The following is a 17,385-nucleotide window of genomic DNA, read 5'->3' on the forward strand; positions in this document are numbered from 1 at the left end:
GCCATTCCCCTGGAGGCCGACCATGTCCGAGACCCTGCTCAGCTCCCGCAACCTCGCCTTCGAGCTCTACGAAGTGCTCGACGCCGAGGCCCTGACCCAACGCGAACGTTTCGCCGAGCACAACCGCGAGACCTTCGACGCCGCCCTGGCCACCGCCCGCGGCATCGCCGAGGAACTCTTCGCCCCGCACAACCGCAAGAACGACGAGCACGAGCCGCAGTACGTGGACGGCGCCGCGGTGCTGATCCCCGAGGTCAAGCCGGCGGTGGACGCCTTCAACGAAGCCGGCTTCCAGAATGCCTCGCGCAGCTTCGAACAGGGTGGCATGCAATTGCCCCACCTGCTCTCGCGGGCCTGCTTCGCGCACTTCCAGTCGGCCAACATCGCCACCTCGTCCTACCCGATGCTGAGCATGGGCTCCAGCCACCTGATCGAGTCCTTCGGCAACGACGAGCAGAAGCGCCTGTTCCTGCAGCCGATGATCGAAGGCCGCTTCTTCGGCACCATGGCCCTGACCGAGCCCCACGCCGGCTCCTCCCTGGCCGACATCCGCACCCGCGCCGAACCCCATGCCGACGGCAGCTACCGGATCAAGGGCAACAAGATCTTCATCTCCGGCGGCGACCACCCGCTTTCGGAAAACATAGTCCACATGGTGCTGGCCAAGCTGCCGGATGCGCCGCCCGGAGTGAAGGGCATCTCGCTGTTCATCGTGCCCAAGTTCCTGGTGAACCCGGACGGCAGCCTCGGCAAGCGCAACGACGTGGCCCTGGCCGGGCTGTTCCACAAGATGGGCTGGCGCGGCACCACCTCCACCGCGCTGAACTTCGGCGACAACGGCGACTGCGTCGGCTACCTGGTGGGCAAGCCGCACCACGGCCTGGCCTACATGTTCCAGATGATGAACGAGGCGCGCATCGGCGTCGGCATGGGCGCCATCATGCTCGGCTACGCCGGCTACCTGTACTCCCTGGAATACGCCCGCGAGCGCCCCCAGGGCCGCCCGGTGGACGCCAAGGACCCGACCTCGGCGCAGGTGTCGATCATCGGGCACGCCGACGTCAAGCGCATGCTGCTGACGCAGAAGGCCTACGTCGAGGGCGCCTTCGACCTCGGCCTGTACGCCGCGCGCCTGGTGGACGACTGCGAGACGCTGCCCACCGAGGATGCGCGCAAGCAGGCCCACGAGCTGCTCGACCTGCTCACCCCGATCGTCAAGTCCTGGCCCTCGGAGTTCTGCCTGAAGGCCAACGAACTGGCCATCCAGATCCTCGGCGGCCACGGCTACACTCGCGAATACCCGGTGGAGCAGTACTACCGCGACAACCGCCTCAACCCCATCCACGAGGGCACCCACGGCATCCAGTCGCTGGACCTGCTGGGCCGCAAGCTGGCGCAGAACGGCGGCGCGGGCCTCAAGCAGCTGACCCGCCTGATCCACCAGGCCTGCGAGCGCGCCCGGGCGTACCCGTCGCTGGACACCCTGCGCCAGCCGCTGGAACAACTGCTGGCGCGCCTGTCGGAGGTGACCCTGGCGCTGCTCGGCGACCTGATGCAGGGCAAGGTGGCCCAGGGCCTGGCCAACTCGGCGCTGTACCTGAAGGTGTTCGGCCACACCATCATCGGCTGGCGCTGGCTGGAACAGGCGATCCGCGCCGAGGAAGGCCTGGCATCGATCCATAACGGCGTGAGCAACGCCGCCGACGAGGACTTCTACCGCGGCAAGCTGCAGGCCGCGCGCTACTTCCTGACCTGGGAAGTACCGTCCTGCCACCACGAGCTGGCCCTGCTGGAGGCCCGCGACGATACCTGTTCGAGCATGCGGGACGCCTGGTTCTAGTCCCCATGTACCTTCGGGCCCCGGTCACGTCCGGGGCTTTTTTATGGGCCAAACCCTGGCGACAGGCTGCCTTTCGTAGGAGCGAGCTTGCTCGCGAACGGAGTATCCCGGTTGCAACGGTGTGCCGGGTTGGGCTCCGCCCCTCTCCCCAACCCTCTCCCTGAAGGGAGAGGGGGCCGATCGGCATGCGCGGGAAGCCAGGTGTCATCCTGGAACCTTCGGCGGTTCGCGAGCAAGCTCGCTCCTACAGGGGGATCCGGCATCGGTGAAAGGCCCCCTGAAAGCTCGCTGAAAGACGCCGCAATTAGCCTTTGACAGCCTTGCAAATCCGCAGGTTAGAATCCCTTGGCATGCGGCCTGCATCCGTTCCGTCAGCGCCGCCACTCCCCCTCGCCCCGCCAGGAGCTCCGACACCTTGGATGCCGTCTCGATCAACACCTATTTCCTGGTCGGTGCGGTGCTGGTGGGCATGAGCATCCTGGTCAGCTCGCTGTCCTCGCGCCTGGGCATCCCGATCCTGGTCATCTTCCTCGCCGTGGGCATGGTCGCCGGCACCGACGGGCCCGGCGGCATCGGCTTCTCCAACTACCCCATGGCCTACCTGGTGGGCAACCTGGCGCTGGCGGTGATCCTCCTCGACGGCGGCCTGCGCACCCGCGTGGCGAGCTTCCGCGTGGCGCTCTGGCCGGCGCTGTCGCTGGCCACGGTGGGGGTGCTGATCACCGCCGGGCTCACCGGCGTGGCCGCCGCCTGGCTGTTCAAGCTGAGCTGGATGGAGGGCCTGCTGATCGGCGCCATCGTCGGCTCCACCGACGCCGCGGCGGTGTTCTCGCTGCTCGGCGGCAAGGGCCTGAACGAGCGGGTCACCGCCAGCCTGGAGATCGAGTCGGGCAGCAACGACCCCATGGCGGTGTTCCTCACCGTCACCCTGATCGACATGCTCGCCCACGGCCAGAGCGAGCTGAGCTGGAGCTTCTTCGCCCACTTCCTGCGCGAGTTCGGCATCGGCGCCGTGCTCGGCCTGGGCGGCGGCTGGCTGCTGCTGCAGGTGATCAACCGCATGCAGCTGGCCAGCGGCCTCTACCCGCTACTGGCGATCAGCGGCGGCCTGCTGATCTTCGCCCTGGCCAACGCCGTGCACGGCAGCGGCATCCTGGCCATCTACCTGTGCGGCCTGGTGCTGGGCAACCAGCCGATCCGCTCGCGCCACGGCATCCTGCACATGCTCGACGGCATGGCCTGGCTGGCGCAGATCGGCATGTTCCTGGTCCTCGGCCTGCTGGTCACGCCCCATGACCTCTGGCCCATCGCCCTGCCGGCCCTGGGCCTGGCGCTGTGGATGATCCTCTTCGCCCGGCCGCTGTCGGTGCTGGTGGGCCTGGCGCCGTTCCGCGCCTTCCATGGCCGCGAGAAGGCCTTCATCGCCTGGGTCGGCCTGCGCGGCGCGGTGCCGATCATCCTCGCGGTGTTCCCGCTGATGGCCGGCCTGCCCAATGCCCAGCTGTTCTTCAACGTGGCCTTCTTCATCGTGCTGATCTCGCTGCTGGTGCAGGGCACCAGCCTGCCCTGGGCGGCCAAGCTGCTGCGCGTGGTGGTGCCGCCGGACCCGGCGCCGATCTCCCGCGCCGGCCTGGAAGTGCACCCGACCAGCGAATGGGAGCTGTTCGTCTACCACCTGAGCAAGGAAAAGTGGTGCATAGGCGCGGCCCTGCGCGAGTTGAAGATGCCCGAGGGCACCCGCATCGCCGCGCTGTTCCGCGGCACCCAGCTGCTGCACCCCTCCGGCAGCACCATCCTCGAGGCCGACGACATCCTCTGCGTGATCGGCCACGAGCACGACCTGTCGGCCCTCGGCAAGCTGTTCAGCCAGGCCCCGGACCGCGGTCTGGGCGCGCGCTTCTTCGGCGACTTCGTGCTGGAGGGCGACGCCCAGCTCTCCGCGGTGGCCTCGCTCTACGGCCTCAAGCTCGACGGCGTCGACGGCGAGCAGAACCTCGGCCGCTTCATCGCCCAGCAGATCGGCGGCCAGGCGATCATCGGCGACCAGGTGGAGTGGAACGGCCTGACCTGGACCGTGGCCGCCCTGGACGGGAACAAGATCCGCAAGGTGGGGGTCAAATTCCCCGAAGGTCGCCCGGGCCCCGGGCTGTTCCTCTGAACCTGCCGAACGCCTGGCGGCGCCGCTCCCTCTTGCTGGCGCCGCCGGGCACACCTACCCTCACTGCAACTTATCGATAGCCGCCCGCGACCATGCCATTCCCGCTGCGCAACCTGCTCGCCGCCGTCCTGCTCGGCGGCTGCCTCGCCGTGCTCCCCGTGCACGCCGAGGACACCAACCAGCCACCGTCCGCCGACGCCGTCCAGCAGAGCCTCGACGGCCTGGCCGATCGCAAGCTCGCCGACGCCGATGCCAAGGTCACCAAGGCCAGCCTGGAGCGCACCCTCAAGCTGCTCGGCGCCCGCGACGACAGCGAGAAGCAGTTGGCCGAGCTCAAGGCCAGCCTGGCCGACGCGCCCCGGCAGATCCTGGAGAACCAGCGCAGCCTGGCGCGCCTGAAGGGCAGCAGCGAGAAGCCGGCGGCCCAGCGCTACGCCGGTGAGAACGTCAGCCGCCTGGAAATGCTGCTCAACGACCGCTCCACCCAGCTGGCCGACTGGCAGAAGCAGCTGACCGACGCGAAGAGCCAGTACATCACCGCGCAGACCCGCCCGGAACGCGCCCAGTCCGATATCAGCAGCGCCCAGTCGCGCCTGCTGGAGATCGGCAACATCCTCAAGGCCAGCAAGGAGACCGGCAAGGCGCTGGCCCCCGAGCGGCGCAACGAGCTGCTCGCCGAACAGGCCGCGCTCAACGCGCAGATCCAGCTGCTGCGCCAGCAGCTGGCCGGCAACAACCTGCTGCAGGACCTGGCCAGCAGCCAGCAGGACCTGCTCGGCGAACAGGTGGCCCGCGCCGAGCGCGAGACCCTCGAACTGCAGACCATGATCAGCGGCATGCGCCGCGAGCAGTCGGAGAAGACCGTCGCCGAACTGGCCCGCGACGGCAGCCAGGGCACCGGCAGCGACAGCCTGCTGAGCCAGGAGAGCGCCGAGAACCTGCGCCTGTCCGACTACCTGCTGCGCACCACCGACCGCCTCAACGAGCTGACCCGCCGCAACCTCGAGGCCAAGCAGCACCTGGACAGCCTGACCCAGCTCGACCAGACCCTCGACCAGCAGATCAACGTGCTGCGCGGCAGCCTGCTGCTGTCCAAGGTGCTCTACCAGCAGAAGCAGTCGCTGCCGAAGATCAAGACCGACCAGGAGCTGGCCGACGAGATCGCCGACCTGCGCCTGTACCAGTTCGAGCTGAACCAGAAGCGCGACGAACTGGCCAACCCGCAGCTGTACATCGACAACCTGCTCGCCCAGCAGCCCCAGGAAGCCGTCACCGTGCAGCTGCGCAAGGACCTGGCGAACCTGGTGGACACCCGCGGCGAGCTGATGGAGCGCCTCAACCACGAGCTCAACGCGGTGCTCAACGAGGCCATCACCCTGCAGCTGAACCAGAAGCAGCTCAAGGACACCAGCGACAACCTGCGCGCCACCCTCGACGAGCAGATGTTCTGGATCCCCAGCAACCGCCCGCTGGACCTGTCCTGGTTCAAGATGACCCCGGTGCTGCTGCAGCACCAGCTCTCCGAGGTGCCCTGGGGCTCGGCGGTGGTGGAGGTGGGCGAGGGCCTGGTGGACCGCCCGCTGCTGTTCCTGCCGCTGCTGCTGCTGATCGCCGGGCTGCTGTGGAAGCGCCGCTACCTCTACGACAAGCTCGCCTCGATCAACGACGACATCGGCCACTTCAAGCGCGACAGCCAGGCGCACACCCCGCTGGCCCTGCTGCTGGCGGTACTGCTGGCACTGCCCGGGACACTGACCCTGGCCATCGCCGGCCTGGCCCTGATGCTCGACGCCCGCGGGCAGAACGCCACCCTGGGCGCCGCGCTGCTGCAGATGGCCGAGGTCTGGCTGGTGTTCTACACCGCGCACCGCATCCTCAGCCCCGGCGGCATCGCCGAGCGGCACTTCCACTGGAGCCAGGCCCAGGTGCGCTTCAGCAGCAAGCTGATCCGCCGCCTCGGCGTGGTGGTCATGGCCCTGGCCGCGGTGGTCACCGTGGCCGAGCGCCAGCCCGGCAGCCTGGCCGATGACGTGATCGGCATCGCCGTGGTGCTCACCGGCTTCGCGGTGATGACCTGGCTGATGGCGCGCATGCTCTTCGCCAGCCCCAGCACCAGCCGGCCGTCGGCGGTGAAGATGATCGTCGGCGCGCTCTTCACCGCGCTACCTGTGCTGCTCTTCGTCGCCGTCTGCTTTGGCTACTACTACACCGCTCTGCGCCTGAGCGACCGGCTGATCGACACCCTGTTCCTGCTGATGGTCTGGGTGGTGATCGAGGCCACCTTCGTCCGCGGCCTCAGCGTGGCGGCGCGGCGCCTGGCCTACCAGCGCGCCCAGGCCAAGCGTCAGAACCCACCGAAGGAAGGCGTCGACGGCGGCGAGACCGCGGAAGAACCGACCCTGGGCATCGAGCAGATCAACGAGCAGTCCCTGCGCCTGATCCGCCTGGGCCTGCTGATCGGCTTCGTGGTGGCGCTGTACTGGGTGTGGGCCGACCTGATCAGCGTCGCCGCCTACCTGGACAACGTCACCCTCTACCAGTACACCGGCGGCACCGGCGACAGCGCCACCAACCTGCCGATCAGCCTCGGCGACGTGCTCATGGCGCTGGTCATCGCCGCGGTGACCATGGCCCTGGCGCGCAACCTGCCGGGCCTGCTGGAAGTGCTGGTGCTGCAGCGCCTGACCCTGGCCCAGGGCAGCGCCTACGCCATCACAACCCTGCTGTCCTACGCCATCAGCGGCGTCGGCATCGTCAGCGCGCTGTCCACCCTGGGGGTGAGCTGGGACAAGCTGCAGTGGCTGGTGGCGGCCCTCTCGGTGGGCCTGGGCTTCGGCCTGCAGGCGATCTTCTCCAACTTCGTCTCCGGCCTGATCATCCTCTTCGAGCGCCCGGTGCGCATCGGCGACACCGTGACCATCGGCAACCTGTCCGGCACCGTCAGCCGCATCCGCATCCGCGCCACCACCATCACCGACTTCGACCGCAAGGAAATCATCGTCCCCAACCAGACGTTCATCACCGGGCAGCTGATCAACTGGTCGCTGAGCGACACCGTGACCCGCGTGACCATCAAGATCGGCCTGGCCTACGAGAGCGACCTGGCCCTGGCGCGCAAGCTCATGCTCGAGGCCGCGCGGGCCAACCCGAGGGTGCTCACCGACCCGGCGCCATCGCTGTACTTCCTGGCCATCAGTGCCAGCACCTTCGACTACGAGCTGCGCTTCCACGTGCGCGAGCTGGGCGACCGCAACCCGGCGGTGGACGAACTGCTCACCGCCATCGCCCTGAGCTTCCGCGAGCACGGCGTGGACATGGCCTTCAACCAACTGGACGTGTTCGTCAAGAACGGCGAGGGCAAGGAAATCCACCTGGCGCAGAACGTCACCCAGCTGCCCCTGGCGCTGCCCGGGGCGCCGGTGAAGGACCAGGAGCCGCCGCTGCCGCCCGGCAGCAAGCCCTGAGTCTGGACGGCTCCGGACAAGTCCGAGCACAATGCTCGGACTTACCGGAGCCCGCCTTGTGACTGTGAAAAAGCTCGACGAACTGACCTTCGACAACCGCTTCGCCCGCCTGGGCGACGCCTTCTCCACCGAAGTCCTCCCCGACCCCATCGCCGAACCGCGCCTGGTGGTGGCCAGCCCTGCTGCGATGGCGCTGCTCGATCTCGACCCGGCGGTGGCCGGGGAGCCGGTGTTCGCCGAAATCTTCTCCGGGCACAAGCTTTGGTCCGAAGCCGAGCCGCGGGCCATGGTCTACTCCGGCCACCAGTTCGGCGCCTACAACCCGCGCCTGGGCGACGGCCGCGGCCTGCTGCTGGGCGAGGTGGTCAACGACGCCGGCGAGCACTGGGACCTGCACCTGAAAGGCGCCGGGCAGACGCCCTACTCGCGCATGGGCGACGGCCGCGCAGTGCTGCGCAGCTCCATCCGCGAATTCCTCGCCAGCGAATACCTGCACGCCCTGGGCATCCCCACCAGCCGCGCGCTCTGCGTCACCGGCTCGGCCACCCCGGTGTGGCGCGAGCAGAAGGAAAGCGCCGCCATGCTGCTGCGCCTGGCCCCCAGCCACGTGCGCTTCGGCCACTTCGAGTACTTCTACTACACCCAGCAGCACGACAAGCTGAAGGAACTGGGCGAGTTCGTCCTGGCCAACCACTTCCCCGACTGCCTGGCGCAGGAGCGGCCCTATGCCGCGTTCTTCCGCGAAGTGGTGGAAAGCAACGCCGGACTCATCGCCCACTGGCAGGCCTACGGCTTCTGCCACGGGGTGATGAACACCGACAACATGTCGATCCTCGGCATCACCTTCGACTACGGCCCCTACGCCTTCCTCGACGACTTCGACGCCAGGCACATCTGCAACCACTCCGACGACGCCGGGCGCTACAGCTTCAACAACCAGGTGCCCATCGCCCACTGGAACCTGGCGGCCCTGGCCCAGGCGCTGACGCCTTTCGTCGAGGTGGACGAGCTGCGCGAGGCCCTCGGCCTGTTCCTGCCGCTGTACCAGGCCCACTACCTGGACCTGATGCGCCGCCGCCTGGGCTTCACCACGGCGGAAGACGGCGACCTGGAGCTGGTGCAGAACCTGCTGCAGGCCATGCAGAGCGGCGCGGTGGACTACAGCCTGTTCTTCCGCCGGCTCGGCGAGCAGGCGCCGGAGGCGTCGCTGGCGGTGGTCCGCGAGGACTTCGTCGACCTCGCCGGCTTCGACGCCTGGGCCGCCGACTACCGCGCCCGCGCCGAACGCGAGGGCGGCAGCCAGGATGAACGCCGCGCCCGCATGCACGCGGTGAACCCGCTGTACGTGCTGCGCAACTACCTGGCCCAGGAAGCCATCGCCGCCGCCGAACAGGGCGACTACTCGGTGGTGCGCGAGCTGCACGAAACCCTCAGCCGGCCCTTCGAGGAACAGCCCGGGCGCGAGGCCTTCACCCGCCGCCCGCCGGACTGGGGCCGCCACCTGGAGATCAGCTGCTCCTCCTGAGCGGTTATAAGCTCAGCGAAAAGCGATCTAGCGGCGCCCGCCGGGCATTGCTCCGGGTCATTGACCGCGGGCGGGGCCGCTCGCATCCTCGGGCCTTTCTGCCCACCAAGGATGCACGCACGATGAAACTGGAAACCCTGGCCATCCACGCCGGCTACAGCCCCGACCCGACCACCAAGGCGGTGGCCGTGCCGATCTACCAGACCACCTCCTACGCCTTCGACGACACCCAGCACGGCGCCGACCTGTTCGACCTCAAGGTGGCCGGCAACATCTACACGCGCATCATGAACCCCACCAACGACGTGCTGGAGCAGCGCGTCGCCGCCCTGGAAGGCGGCGTGGGCGCGCTGGCCGTGGCCTCGGGCATGGCCGCCATCACCTATGCCATCCAGACCCTGGCCGAGGCCGGCGACAACATCGTCTCGGTGGCCAAGCTCTACGGCGGCACCTACAACCTGCTGGCCCACACCCTGCCGCGCTTCGGCATCCAGACGCGCTTCGCCCCCCACGACGACGTGGCCGCCCTGGAAGCGCTGATCGACGAGCGCACCAAGGCGGTGTTCTGCGAGTCCATCGGCAACCCGGCGGGCAACATCGTCGACCTCCAGGCCCTGGCCGACGCCGCGCACCGCCACGGCGTGCCGCTGATCGTCGACAACACCGTGGCCACGCCCATCCTCTGCCGCCCCTTCGAGCACGGCGCGGACATCGTGGTGCACTCGCTGACCAAGTACATCGGCGGCCACGGCACCAGCATCGGCGGCATCGTGGTCGACTCCGGCAAGTTCCCCTGGGCGCAGCACAAGGACCGCTTCCCGCTGCTCAATACCCCGGACCCGTCCTACCACGGCGTGACCTACACCGAGGCCTTCGGCCCGGCCGCGTTCATCGGCCGCTGCCGCGTGGTGCCGCTGCGCAACACCGGCGCGGCGCTGTCACCGTTCAACGCCTTCCTCATCCTCCAGGGCCTGGAGACCCTCGCCCTGCGCATGGAGCGCCACTGCGAGAACGCCCTGAAGGTCGCCCACTACCTGGAGCAGCACCCGCAGGTGGCCTGGGTGAAGTACGCTGGCCTGCCGGAGCACCCCGAGCACGCCCTGGCCAGGCGCTACCTGGACGGCAAGCCGGCCTCGATCCTGTCCTTCGGCATCCAGGGCGGCGCCGAGGCCGGCGCGCGCTTCATCGACGCGCTGAAGCTGGTGGTGCGCCTGGTCAACATCGGCGACGCCAAGTCCCTGGCCTGCCACCCGGCCAGCACCACCCACCGCCAGCTCAACGCCGAGGAACTGGCCCGCGCCGGAGTGAGCCAGGACATGGTGCGGCTGTCCATCGGCATCGAGCACAGCGACGACATCATCGCCGACCTCGAACAGGCCCTGGCCGCCGCCGCGGCTTGATATCCGCCGGGCGCGGCTCCAGATTGGGGAAATCACCCGCTGGAGCCGCGCCATGTCCGACCCCCTGCTGATTCCCTGCCCGCATTGCGGCGGGCTCAACCGCCTGCCGGCCGCGCGCCTGGGCGACCACCCGCGCTGCGGCCGCTGCAAGGGCGATGTGCTGCCGGGCAAGCCCTTCGCCGTCGACGAGGCCGGCTTCGCCGCCCAGCTCAAGGGCGACCTGCCGCTGCTGCTGGACGTCTGGGCCGACTGGTGCGGGCCGTGCAAGGCCTTCGCGCCGACCTTCGAGCAGGCCGCCGCGCGCCTGGCCGGGCGCTGCCGCCTGGCCAAGCTGGACAGCGAGGCCAACCAGCGCCTGGCCGGTCAGCTGGGCATCCGTTCCATCCCCAGCCTGATCCTGTTCAAGGGCGGCCGCGAAGTGGCGCGCCAGAGCGGCGCCCTGCCGCTGCCGCAACTGCTCGACTGGCTGGCCCGGCAGGGCCTGTGAGGCACCGCGACCGCTTCGGTCAGCGCGCCTGAGCGAAGCGGTCATTGCCCGCCACGGCAGGGCGGCTAGGCTTGCCTGAACAACACAAGAAACGGAGCCGCCCGATGTCCTTTCCCGTCGAATTCGTCCGCCAGATGACCGAAGAGCACATCGCCTTCGTCAAGCGCTGCGGACTCAAGGCCGAAATCCTCGAACGCGGCCACGTGCGCCTGTGCATGCCGCTGCACGGCAACGAGAACCACCTGGGCAACATGTACGCCGGCGCGCTCTTCACCCTCGCCGAGCTGCCCGGCGGCGTCATCACCCTGACCAGCTTCGACAGCCACCGCTTCTACCCCATCGTCAAGGAAGCCGGCCTGCGCTTCCGCCGCCCGGCGGCCAGCGACGTGCGGGTGGAGGCGCGCCTGGACGAGGCCGAGCTCCAGCGCATCGCCGAGGAAGCCACGCTCAACGGCAAGGCCGAGTACGTGCTGGAACTGCAACTCAAGGACATCCACGGCGAGGTAGTGGCCGAGAGCCGCGCCGTCTATCAGCTGCGCAGCCGTTGATCCGCGGCCCTTGCGCTGCGTCAACATGGGCGCGCGCAGCTGGGCCAGAGTGGTGGGACCGCCGGAGGATCCCACCATGCCCAAGCACATCCTGGTCGCCCACGATCTCAGCGTCGAAGCCGACGTCGCCGTGCGTCGCGCCGCGCAACTGGCCGCCGAACACGGCGCCCGCGTCAGCCTGCTGCACGTCATCGAACAACCCCTGGGCGCACCGCTGCTGGCCAAGGCCCGGCAGAGCGCCGTCGCCGCGCTGCAGGACAGCGCCCGCAGCGCTGGCCTGGCGGATTACCAGCCGCTGGTCGCCGAGGGCCGCCCGGCCAGCGTGATAGCCGCCACGGCGGAGGAGCTGCAGGCGGACCTGCTGGTCACCGGCACCCACCGCCAGGCGCTGGTGGAACGTTTCGACGGCACCACCCTGGAGCAGATCCTGCGCTGCAGCCGGGTACCCGCGCTGCTGGTGGCCGACGCGCAGCTACGCCCCTACCGGCGGGCGCTCAGCGCCCTGGACTTCTCCGTCGGCGCCTGCCACGCCTGGCGCAGCGCCTGCGCCTGGCTGGCACCGGGCGGCGAACTGCTGGCCCTGCATGCCTACGACGCCGGCAACGACCCCGCACGGCTGCGCGAGCGCCTGGACGAGCAGCGCGAACTGCTGGAGCAACTGATGCACGACGAGGGCCAGCAGGTGGGCGGCCCGCTACCGCAGCTGGAGTGCCGGGTGAGTTCGATGGGGGTTCGCGAAGCGCTGGACCACAGCCTCGCCGACTGGCAGCCGCAGCTGCTGGTGCTAGGCAGCCGCGGCCGCGGCGCGCTGCAGCAGGCCCTGCTGGGCAGCACGGCGCGCTACTACCTGCGCCGGCCGCCTTGCGATTTGCTGGTCAGTGCTTGAAGAGCGGCTTCAGGCGGCAGGCGGTAGGTGGTAGGTGTCAGGCTTCGAGGAGGCCGTGCAGTTCGACGAACTGTTGCGTCAGTTTGTGGCGGGGGTCGAGGTAGATCAGGGGAGTGCAGGCCTGGTGGGATTCGCGCATTTTCACTGAGCTCATCAGGTAGACGGGCAGCACCGGCATTTCCTCTTCCACCAGTTCGTCGAGCAGTTGCTGCGGCAGGCTGGCGCGCGGCTGGAACTGGTTGACCACTATGCCTTCCACCTCCAGGTCCTCGTTGTGGTCTTCCTTCAGCTCCTCGATCTCGCGCAGCAGGCCGTACAGCGCCTGGCGGGAGAAGCTGTCGCAGTCGAAGGGGATCAGGCAGCGGTCGGCGGCGATCAGCGCGGAAACGGTGTAGAAGTTCAGCGCCGGCGGGGTGTCCAGGTAGATGCGGTCGTAGTCCTCGGCCAGCTCGTCGAGCAGTTTGCGCAGCTTGTTGATCTTGTGCTTGGCCTCGAGCTTGGGCTGCAGGTCGGCCAGCTCGGCGGTGGCGGTGACCACGTGGAGGTTGTCGAACGGCGTCTCGTAGATGTCCACCTTGCCCTTGCGGGCGAAGGGGCCGCTGGCCAGCGTCTGCTTGAAGAAGTCGGCGATGCCCATGGGCACGTCCTCACCGGTCAGGCCGGTGAGGTAGTGGGTGGAGTTGCCCTGGGCGTCCAGGTCCACCAGCAGCGTGCGGTAGCCCTCGGCGGCGCTCACGGCGGCCAGGTTGCAGGCAATGCTCGACTTGCCGACCCCGCCCTTCTGATTGAAAACCACGCGACGCATGAGCACCCCTCCAAGCCGTTCAAGTGACACCGGATTCTATGCAATGCCCATGACGAGGGCGAGCACTTGCGCATGCCGCCCGGCGGCGGCTAGGCCGCCGCGCCGCGGGTGACCAGCTCGATGAAGGCGAGCGCCGCCGGCGAGCTTTCGCTGCGCCGCCGCACCAGCCACACCGAACTGGTCGCGCCGGGGTCCAGCAGGGTGCGGTAGACCACCCCGTCCACCCGCGTGCGGCGGAACGAGCCGGGTAGCATGGACACGCCCAGGCCCGCCGCCACCAGGCCGATGATGGTCATGGCCTCGCCGGCCTCCTGGCTGATGCGCGGGGTGAAGCCGGCCTGCCGCGCCAGCGCCTGCAACTGGTCGTAGAGGCCGGTGCCGTAGCTGCGCGGGAAGAACACGAAGGGCTCGTCGGCCAGCGCCGCCAGCGCCAGGCCTTCCAGCGATTCGCGGGCCAGCGGGTGGTCGGCGCGCAGCACCGCCACCAGCGGCTCGCTGAACAGCTCCACCGCCTCCAGCGAGGCCGGCAGCTGGAAGGAGCGGATCACCCCGACCTGCAGGCGCTCTTCCTGCAGCGCCTCGACGATCTGCCGGCTGCTCATCTCCTGCAGGTCCAGGTGCACCTCGGGGTAGGCCTGGCGGAAGGCGTGGATGCTGCGCGGGATGGCCGAGGTGAAGGGCGCCGAGGCGGTGAAGCCGATGCGCAGCTCGCCCAGTTCGCCCTGGTGCGCACGGCGCGCCAGCAGCACCGCGCGGTCGACCTGGGCGAGCACCTGGCGGGCTTCGTCGAGGAACAGGCGGCCCGCCTCGGTCAGCGCCACCCGGCGGTTGGTGCGCTCCAGCAGGCGCGCGCCTATCTCCTCCTCCAGCGCCTGGATCTGCTGGCTCAGCGGCGGCTGGGAGATACCCAGGGCCTCGGCGGCGCGGCCGAAATGCAGTTCTTCGGCGACGGCGATGAAGTAACGCAGGTGGCGCAGCTCCATGGGGCACCTCAATGATTCGAATTACATATCAAACGTGTCGATCAATATATTGGAAATAATAAAAGCCCTTCCCTATCCTTGTCACATAAGCCCAACAACGACTTTCCACTTTCTGCCAGCCTGGCTGCGCGGGCCGCTTTCGCTCGCCGCGAGGCGCACCCCTTCCCAGAATCGAGGTGAGTTGTGAGTCACTCTGCCGTGCGGGCTTCGTCGGATTCCGAACCCGCCTTGCTGCAGGCCGCCGAAGCGGCCAACCAGGCGCTGGCCGGCGCCGTGAACGACATCGAGAGCTACATCGAGAAAGGCACCCCGGCCTTCATGCGCACCTCGCTGGCGCTGTTCTCCGGCGGCTTCGCCACCTTCGCCCTGCTCTACTGCGTGCAGCCGATGATGCCGGTGCTGTCGCAGACCTTCGCCCTGTCCGCCGCCCAGAGCAGCCTGGTGCTGTCCATCGCGACCATCATGATGGCCCTCGGCCTGCTGATCACCGGGCCGATTTCCGACGCCATCGGGCGCAAGCCGATCATGGTCGCCTCGCTGGCCTTCGCCGCCCTCTTCACCCTGGCCAGCGCGGTGATGCCCACCTGGCACGGGGTGCTGGCCATGCGCGCGCTGGTCGGCCTGTCGCTCAGCGGCCTGGCCGCGGTGGGCATGACCTACCTGAGCGAGGAAATCCACCCGCAGCACATCGGCCTGTCCATGGGCCTGTACATCGGCGGCAACGCCATCGGCGGCATGAGCGGCCGGCTGATCACCGGGGTGCTGGTGGACTTCGTGTCCTGGCACGCCGCCATCGCCATCCTCGGCGGCCTGGCGCTGCTCGCCGCCGTGGTGTTCTGGCGCATCCTCCCGGAATCGCGCAACTTCCGCCCCACGCCGCTGAACCTCCGGCAACTGGCCGACGGCTTCGCCTCGCACCTGCGCGATGCCGGCCTGCCCTGGCTGTTCCTCGAGGGCTTCCTGCTGATGGGCGCCTTCGTCACCCTGTTCAACTACATCGGCTACCGCCTGCTGGCCGACCCCTACCACCTGAGCCAGGCCGTGGTCGGCGTACTCTCGCTGGTGTACCTGGTGGGCATCTACAGCTCCGCCTGGGTCGGCTCGCTGGCCGACCGCCTGGGCCGGCGCAAGGTGCTCTGGGCGGTGATAGTGCTGATGCTCAGCGGCCTGCTGCTGACCCTGCTGCCGGCGCTGCCGCTGATAGTCGCGGGCATGCTGCTGTTCACCTTCGGCTTCTTCGCCGCGCACTCGGTGGCCAGCAGCTGGATCGGCCGCCGCGCGCTGAAGGCCAAGGGCCAGGCCTCGTCGCTGTACCTGTTCAGCTACTACCTGGGCTCCAGCGTGGCCGGTACCACCGGCGGGGTGTTCTGGCACCACTTCGGCTGGACCGGCGTGGGCCTGTTCATCGCCGCGCTGCTGGCGGTCGCCGTGCTGGTGGCCCTGCACCTGGCGCGCCTGGCAGTGTTACCGCGCACCCTTCCCGCCTTGAGCACTTCGCACAATTGAGTATTTTCTACACACCTGATTGAAAGACTGTCGGCGACGGATATGCCAGTGTCGCCTCCAGATATGACATGCCCGTGAACACAACGCCCCTAGCCTGGGGCGTCGTGGCGCTTCTACCCAGAAATTTCGCGCCTACGACCAAGGTCGTAACAAAATATGGCGCACATCTTGCGTTCAGGAAAAGGAACACCTCGTTGGATTATCAAAACGGCTTCGGCTGCGCAGGACGCATTTCCTTCCTTTTCTCGCTGTAGGTAACGCATGAGCAGTACCCCATCCGCCGGTCTGGCCCAGGGCCTGAAGAACCGCCACGTCACCATGCTGTCCATCGCCGGGGCCATCGGCGCCGGCCTCTTCGTCGGCTCCGGCCACGCCATCGCCGAAGCCGGCCCGGGCGTCATGGTCTCCTACCTGGTCGCCGGCCTGCTGGTGGTCCTGGTCATGCGCATGCTGGCCGAAATGGCCGTCGCGCAGCCGGACAGCGGCTCCTTCTCCACCTATGCCGACCGCGCCATCGGCCACTGGGCCGGTTTCACCATCGGCTGGCTGTACTGGTGGTTCTGGGTGCTGGTGATCCCGCTGGAGGCCAACGCCGCCGCGGCCATCATCCACGCCTGGTTCCCCGGAGCGCCGGTCTGGGTGCTGGCCTTCGTGATCACCTCGGCACTGACCGTGACCAACCTGTTCAGCGTGAAGAACTACGGCGAGTTCGAGTTCTGGCTGGCGCTGATCAAGGTCGGCTCGATCATCGCCTTCCTGGTCCTGGGCTGCGCGGCCATCTTCGGCTTCTCGCTGAACACCGAGGTCAGCGGCATCAGCCACCTGTATGCCGAAGGCGGCTTCATTCCCAAGGGCTGGGGCGCCGTGCTGGCCGCCCTGCTGACCACCATGTTCTCGTTCATGGGCTCGGAGATCGTCACCATCGCCGCCACCGAGTCCAAGGACCCGGCGCAGCAGATCACCCGCGCCACCAACTCGGTGATCTGGCGTATCGCCCTGTTCTACCTGCTGTCGATCCTGATCGTGGTCTGCCTGGTGCCGTGGAACGACCCGCGCCTGGTGAGCATGGGCTCCTACCAGACCGTGCTGGACCAGCTGCACGTGCCCTACGCCAAGCTGATCGTCGACATCATCGTCCTGGTCTCGGTGACCAGCTGCCTGAACTCGGCGCTCTACACCGCCTCGCGGATGATGTACTCGCTGAGCAAGCGCGGCGACGCCCCGCGCATCGCCCAGGTGACCAGCGCCAGCCGCACCCCGGTGTACGCCGTGCTGCTGTCCACCGCCATGGCCTTCCTGTGCACCTTCGCCAACTACCTGGCCCCAGCCGAAGTGTTCAACTTCCTGCTGGCCAGCTCCGGCGCCATCGCCCTGCTGGTGTACCTGGTGATCGCCATCTCGCAGCTGAACATGCGCAAGAAGCTGCTCGCCCAGGGCCACCAGCTGACGCTGAAGATGTGGCTGTTCCCCTGGCTGACCTGGGCGGTGATCCTGTTCATCGGCGCCGCGCTGATCATCATGATGATCCGCCCGGACCACCGCATGGAGGTGGTCGCCACCGCCCTGCTGACCATAGTGGTGGTGTGCTCCGGCCTGCTGGTGTCGAACCGCCGCAAGGCCCAGCGCGCCGCCGGTATCGTCGCCGACGCCGCCTGAGCCATCGCGCCCATGAAAAAGCCCCGCCAATGCAGACTGTGTGAAAACACGCTGAGAGCAAGGCCAAGCCAACGCCCCGACTGGTTCGGGGCGTTGGCTTTTCTGGGGAACATCAGGCCATCAATTC

The 17,385-nt window shown here is 68.3% G+C and carries 12 protein-coding genes; 10 read left to right on the forward strand and 2 right to left on the reverse strand.

Annotated elements, in window-relative coordinates; all coding sequences use genetic code 11:
* The first annotated feature begins 22 nt into the window (after positions 1-22).
* The 8 genes from DK254_RS13150 (at position 23) to DK254_RS13185 (ending at position 12,308) form a co-directional block, all read left to right on the forward strand.
* Positions 23-1,840 carry an acyl-CoA dehydrogenase gene (locus DK254_RS13150; protein WP_109934123.1) on the forward strand — a complete coding sequence of 606 codons (1,818 nt, stop codon included), beginning with the start codon at positions 23-25 and terminating at the stop codon, positions 1,838-1,840.
* Positions 1,841-2,255: 415 nt separating this feature from the next.
* Positions 2,256-3,998: a potassium/proton antiporter gene (locus tag DK254_RS13155; RefSeq protein ID WP_109934124.1), complete on the forward strand. Its 1,743-nt coding sequence runs from the start codon at positions 2,256-2,258 to the stop codon at positions 3,996-3,998.
* A 92-nt stretch (positions 3,999-4,090) separates the two neighbouring features.
* Positions 4,091-7,462, forward strand: a complete 3,372-nt coding sequence (gene mscK / locus DK254_RS13160) for a mechanosensitive channel MscK (RefSeq protein ID WP_109934125.1) — start codon at positions 4,091-4,093, stop codon at positions 7,460-7,462.
* 64 nt (positions 7,463-7,526) lie between these two features.
* The gene (gene selO / locus DK254_RS13165) at positions 7,527-8,987 is read left to right on the forward strand and encodes a protein adenylyltransferase SelO (protein ID WP_109934663.1); all 1,461 of its coding nucleotides are present in this window, start codon (positions 7,527-7,529) and stop codon (positions 8,985-8,987) included.
* 122 nt (positions 8,988-9,109) lie between these two features.
* A complete protein-coding gene (locus DK254_RS13170) occupies positions 9,110-10,387 on the forward strand; it encodes a bifunctional O-acetylhomoserine aminocarboxypropyltransferase/cysteine synthase (RefSeq protein WP_109934126.1) in 1,278 nt (425 codons plus the stop codon).
* Positions 10,388-10,439: 52 nt separating this feature from the next.
* Entirely contained in the window at positions 10,440-10,874 is a 435-nt protein-coding gene (gene trxC, locus DK254_RS13175; protein WP_089389922.1) for a thioredoxin TrxC, read from the forward strand.
* Positions 10,875-10,978: 104 nt separating this feature from the next.
* The gene (locus DK254_RS13180; RefSeq protein WP_089389921.1) at positions 10,979-11,422 is read left to right on the forward strand and encodes a PaaI family thioesterase; all 444 of its coding nucleotides are present in this window, start codon (positions 10,979-10,981) and stop codon (positions 11,420-11,422) included.
* A 76-nt stretch (positions 11,423-11,498) separates the two neighbouring features.
* A complete protein-coding gene (locus DK254_RS13185) occupies positions 11,499-12,308 on the forward strand; it encodes a universal stress protein (RefSeq protein WP_109934127.1) in 810 nt (269 codons plus the stop codon).
* 37 nt (positions 12,309-12,345) lie between these two features.
* Here DK254_RS13185 and DK254_RS13190 read toward each other — a convergent pair whose 3' ends face one another.
* Together DK254_RS13190 and DK254_RS13195 are read right to left on the reverse strand one after the other, a co-directional pair.
* Positions 12,346-13,113 (reverse strand): ParA family protein, encoded by a 768-nt coding sequence (locus DK254_RS13190; protein WP_089389919.1) that lies wholly within the window; start codon positions 13,111-13,113, stop codon positions 12,346-12,348.
* Between the two features lie 89 nt (positions 13,114-13,202).
* Positions 13,203-14,096 carry a LysR family transcriptional regulator gene (locus tag DK254_RS13195; protein WP_109934128.1) on the reverse strand — a complete coding sequence of 298 codons (894 nt, stop codon included), beginning with the start codon at positions 14,094-14,096 and terminating at the stop codon, positions 13,203-13,205.
* Positions 14,097-14,279: 183 nt separating this feature from the next.
* Between DK254_RS13195 and DK254_RS13200 the strand changes: the two genes are divergently transcribed.
* Positions 14,280-15,602: an MFS transporter gene (locus tag DK254_RS13200; protein WP_109934129.1), complete on the forward strand. Its 1,323-nt coding sequence runs from the start codon at positions 14,280-14,282 to the stop codon at positions 15,600-15,602.
* Between the two features lie 261 nt (positions 15,603-15,863).
* Positions 15,864-17,258, forward strand: coding sequence for a GABA permease (gene gabP / locus DK254_RS13205; RefSeq protein ID WP_109934130.1), 1,395 nt, complete (start codon positions 15,864-15,866; stop codon positions 17,256-17,258).
* The last annotated feature ends 127 nt before the right edge of the window (positions 17,259-17,385 follow it).

The organism is Pseudomonas sp. RW407 (genome assembly GCF_003176655.1).
GTDB lineage: Bacteria > Pseudomonadota > Gammaproteobacteria > Pseudomonadales > Pseudomonadaceae > Pseudomonas > Pseudomonas delhiensis.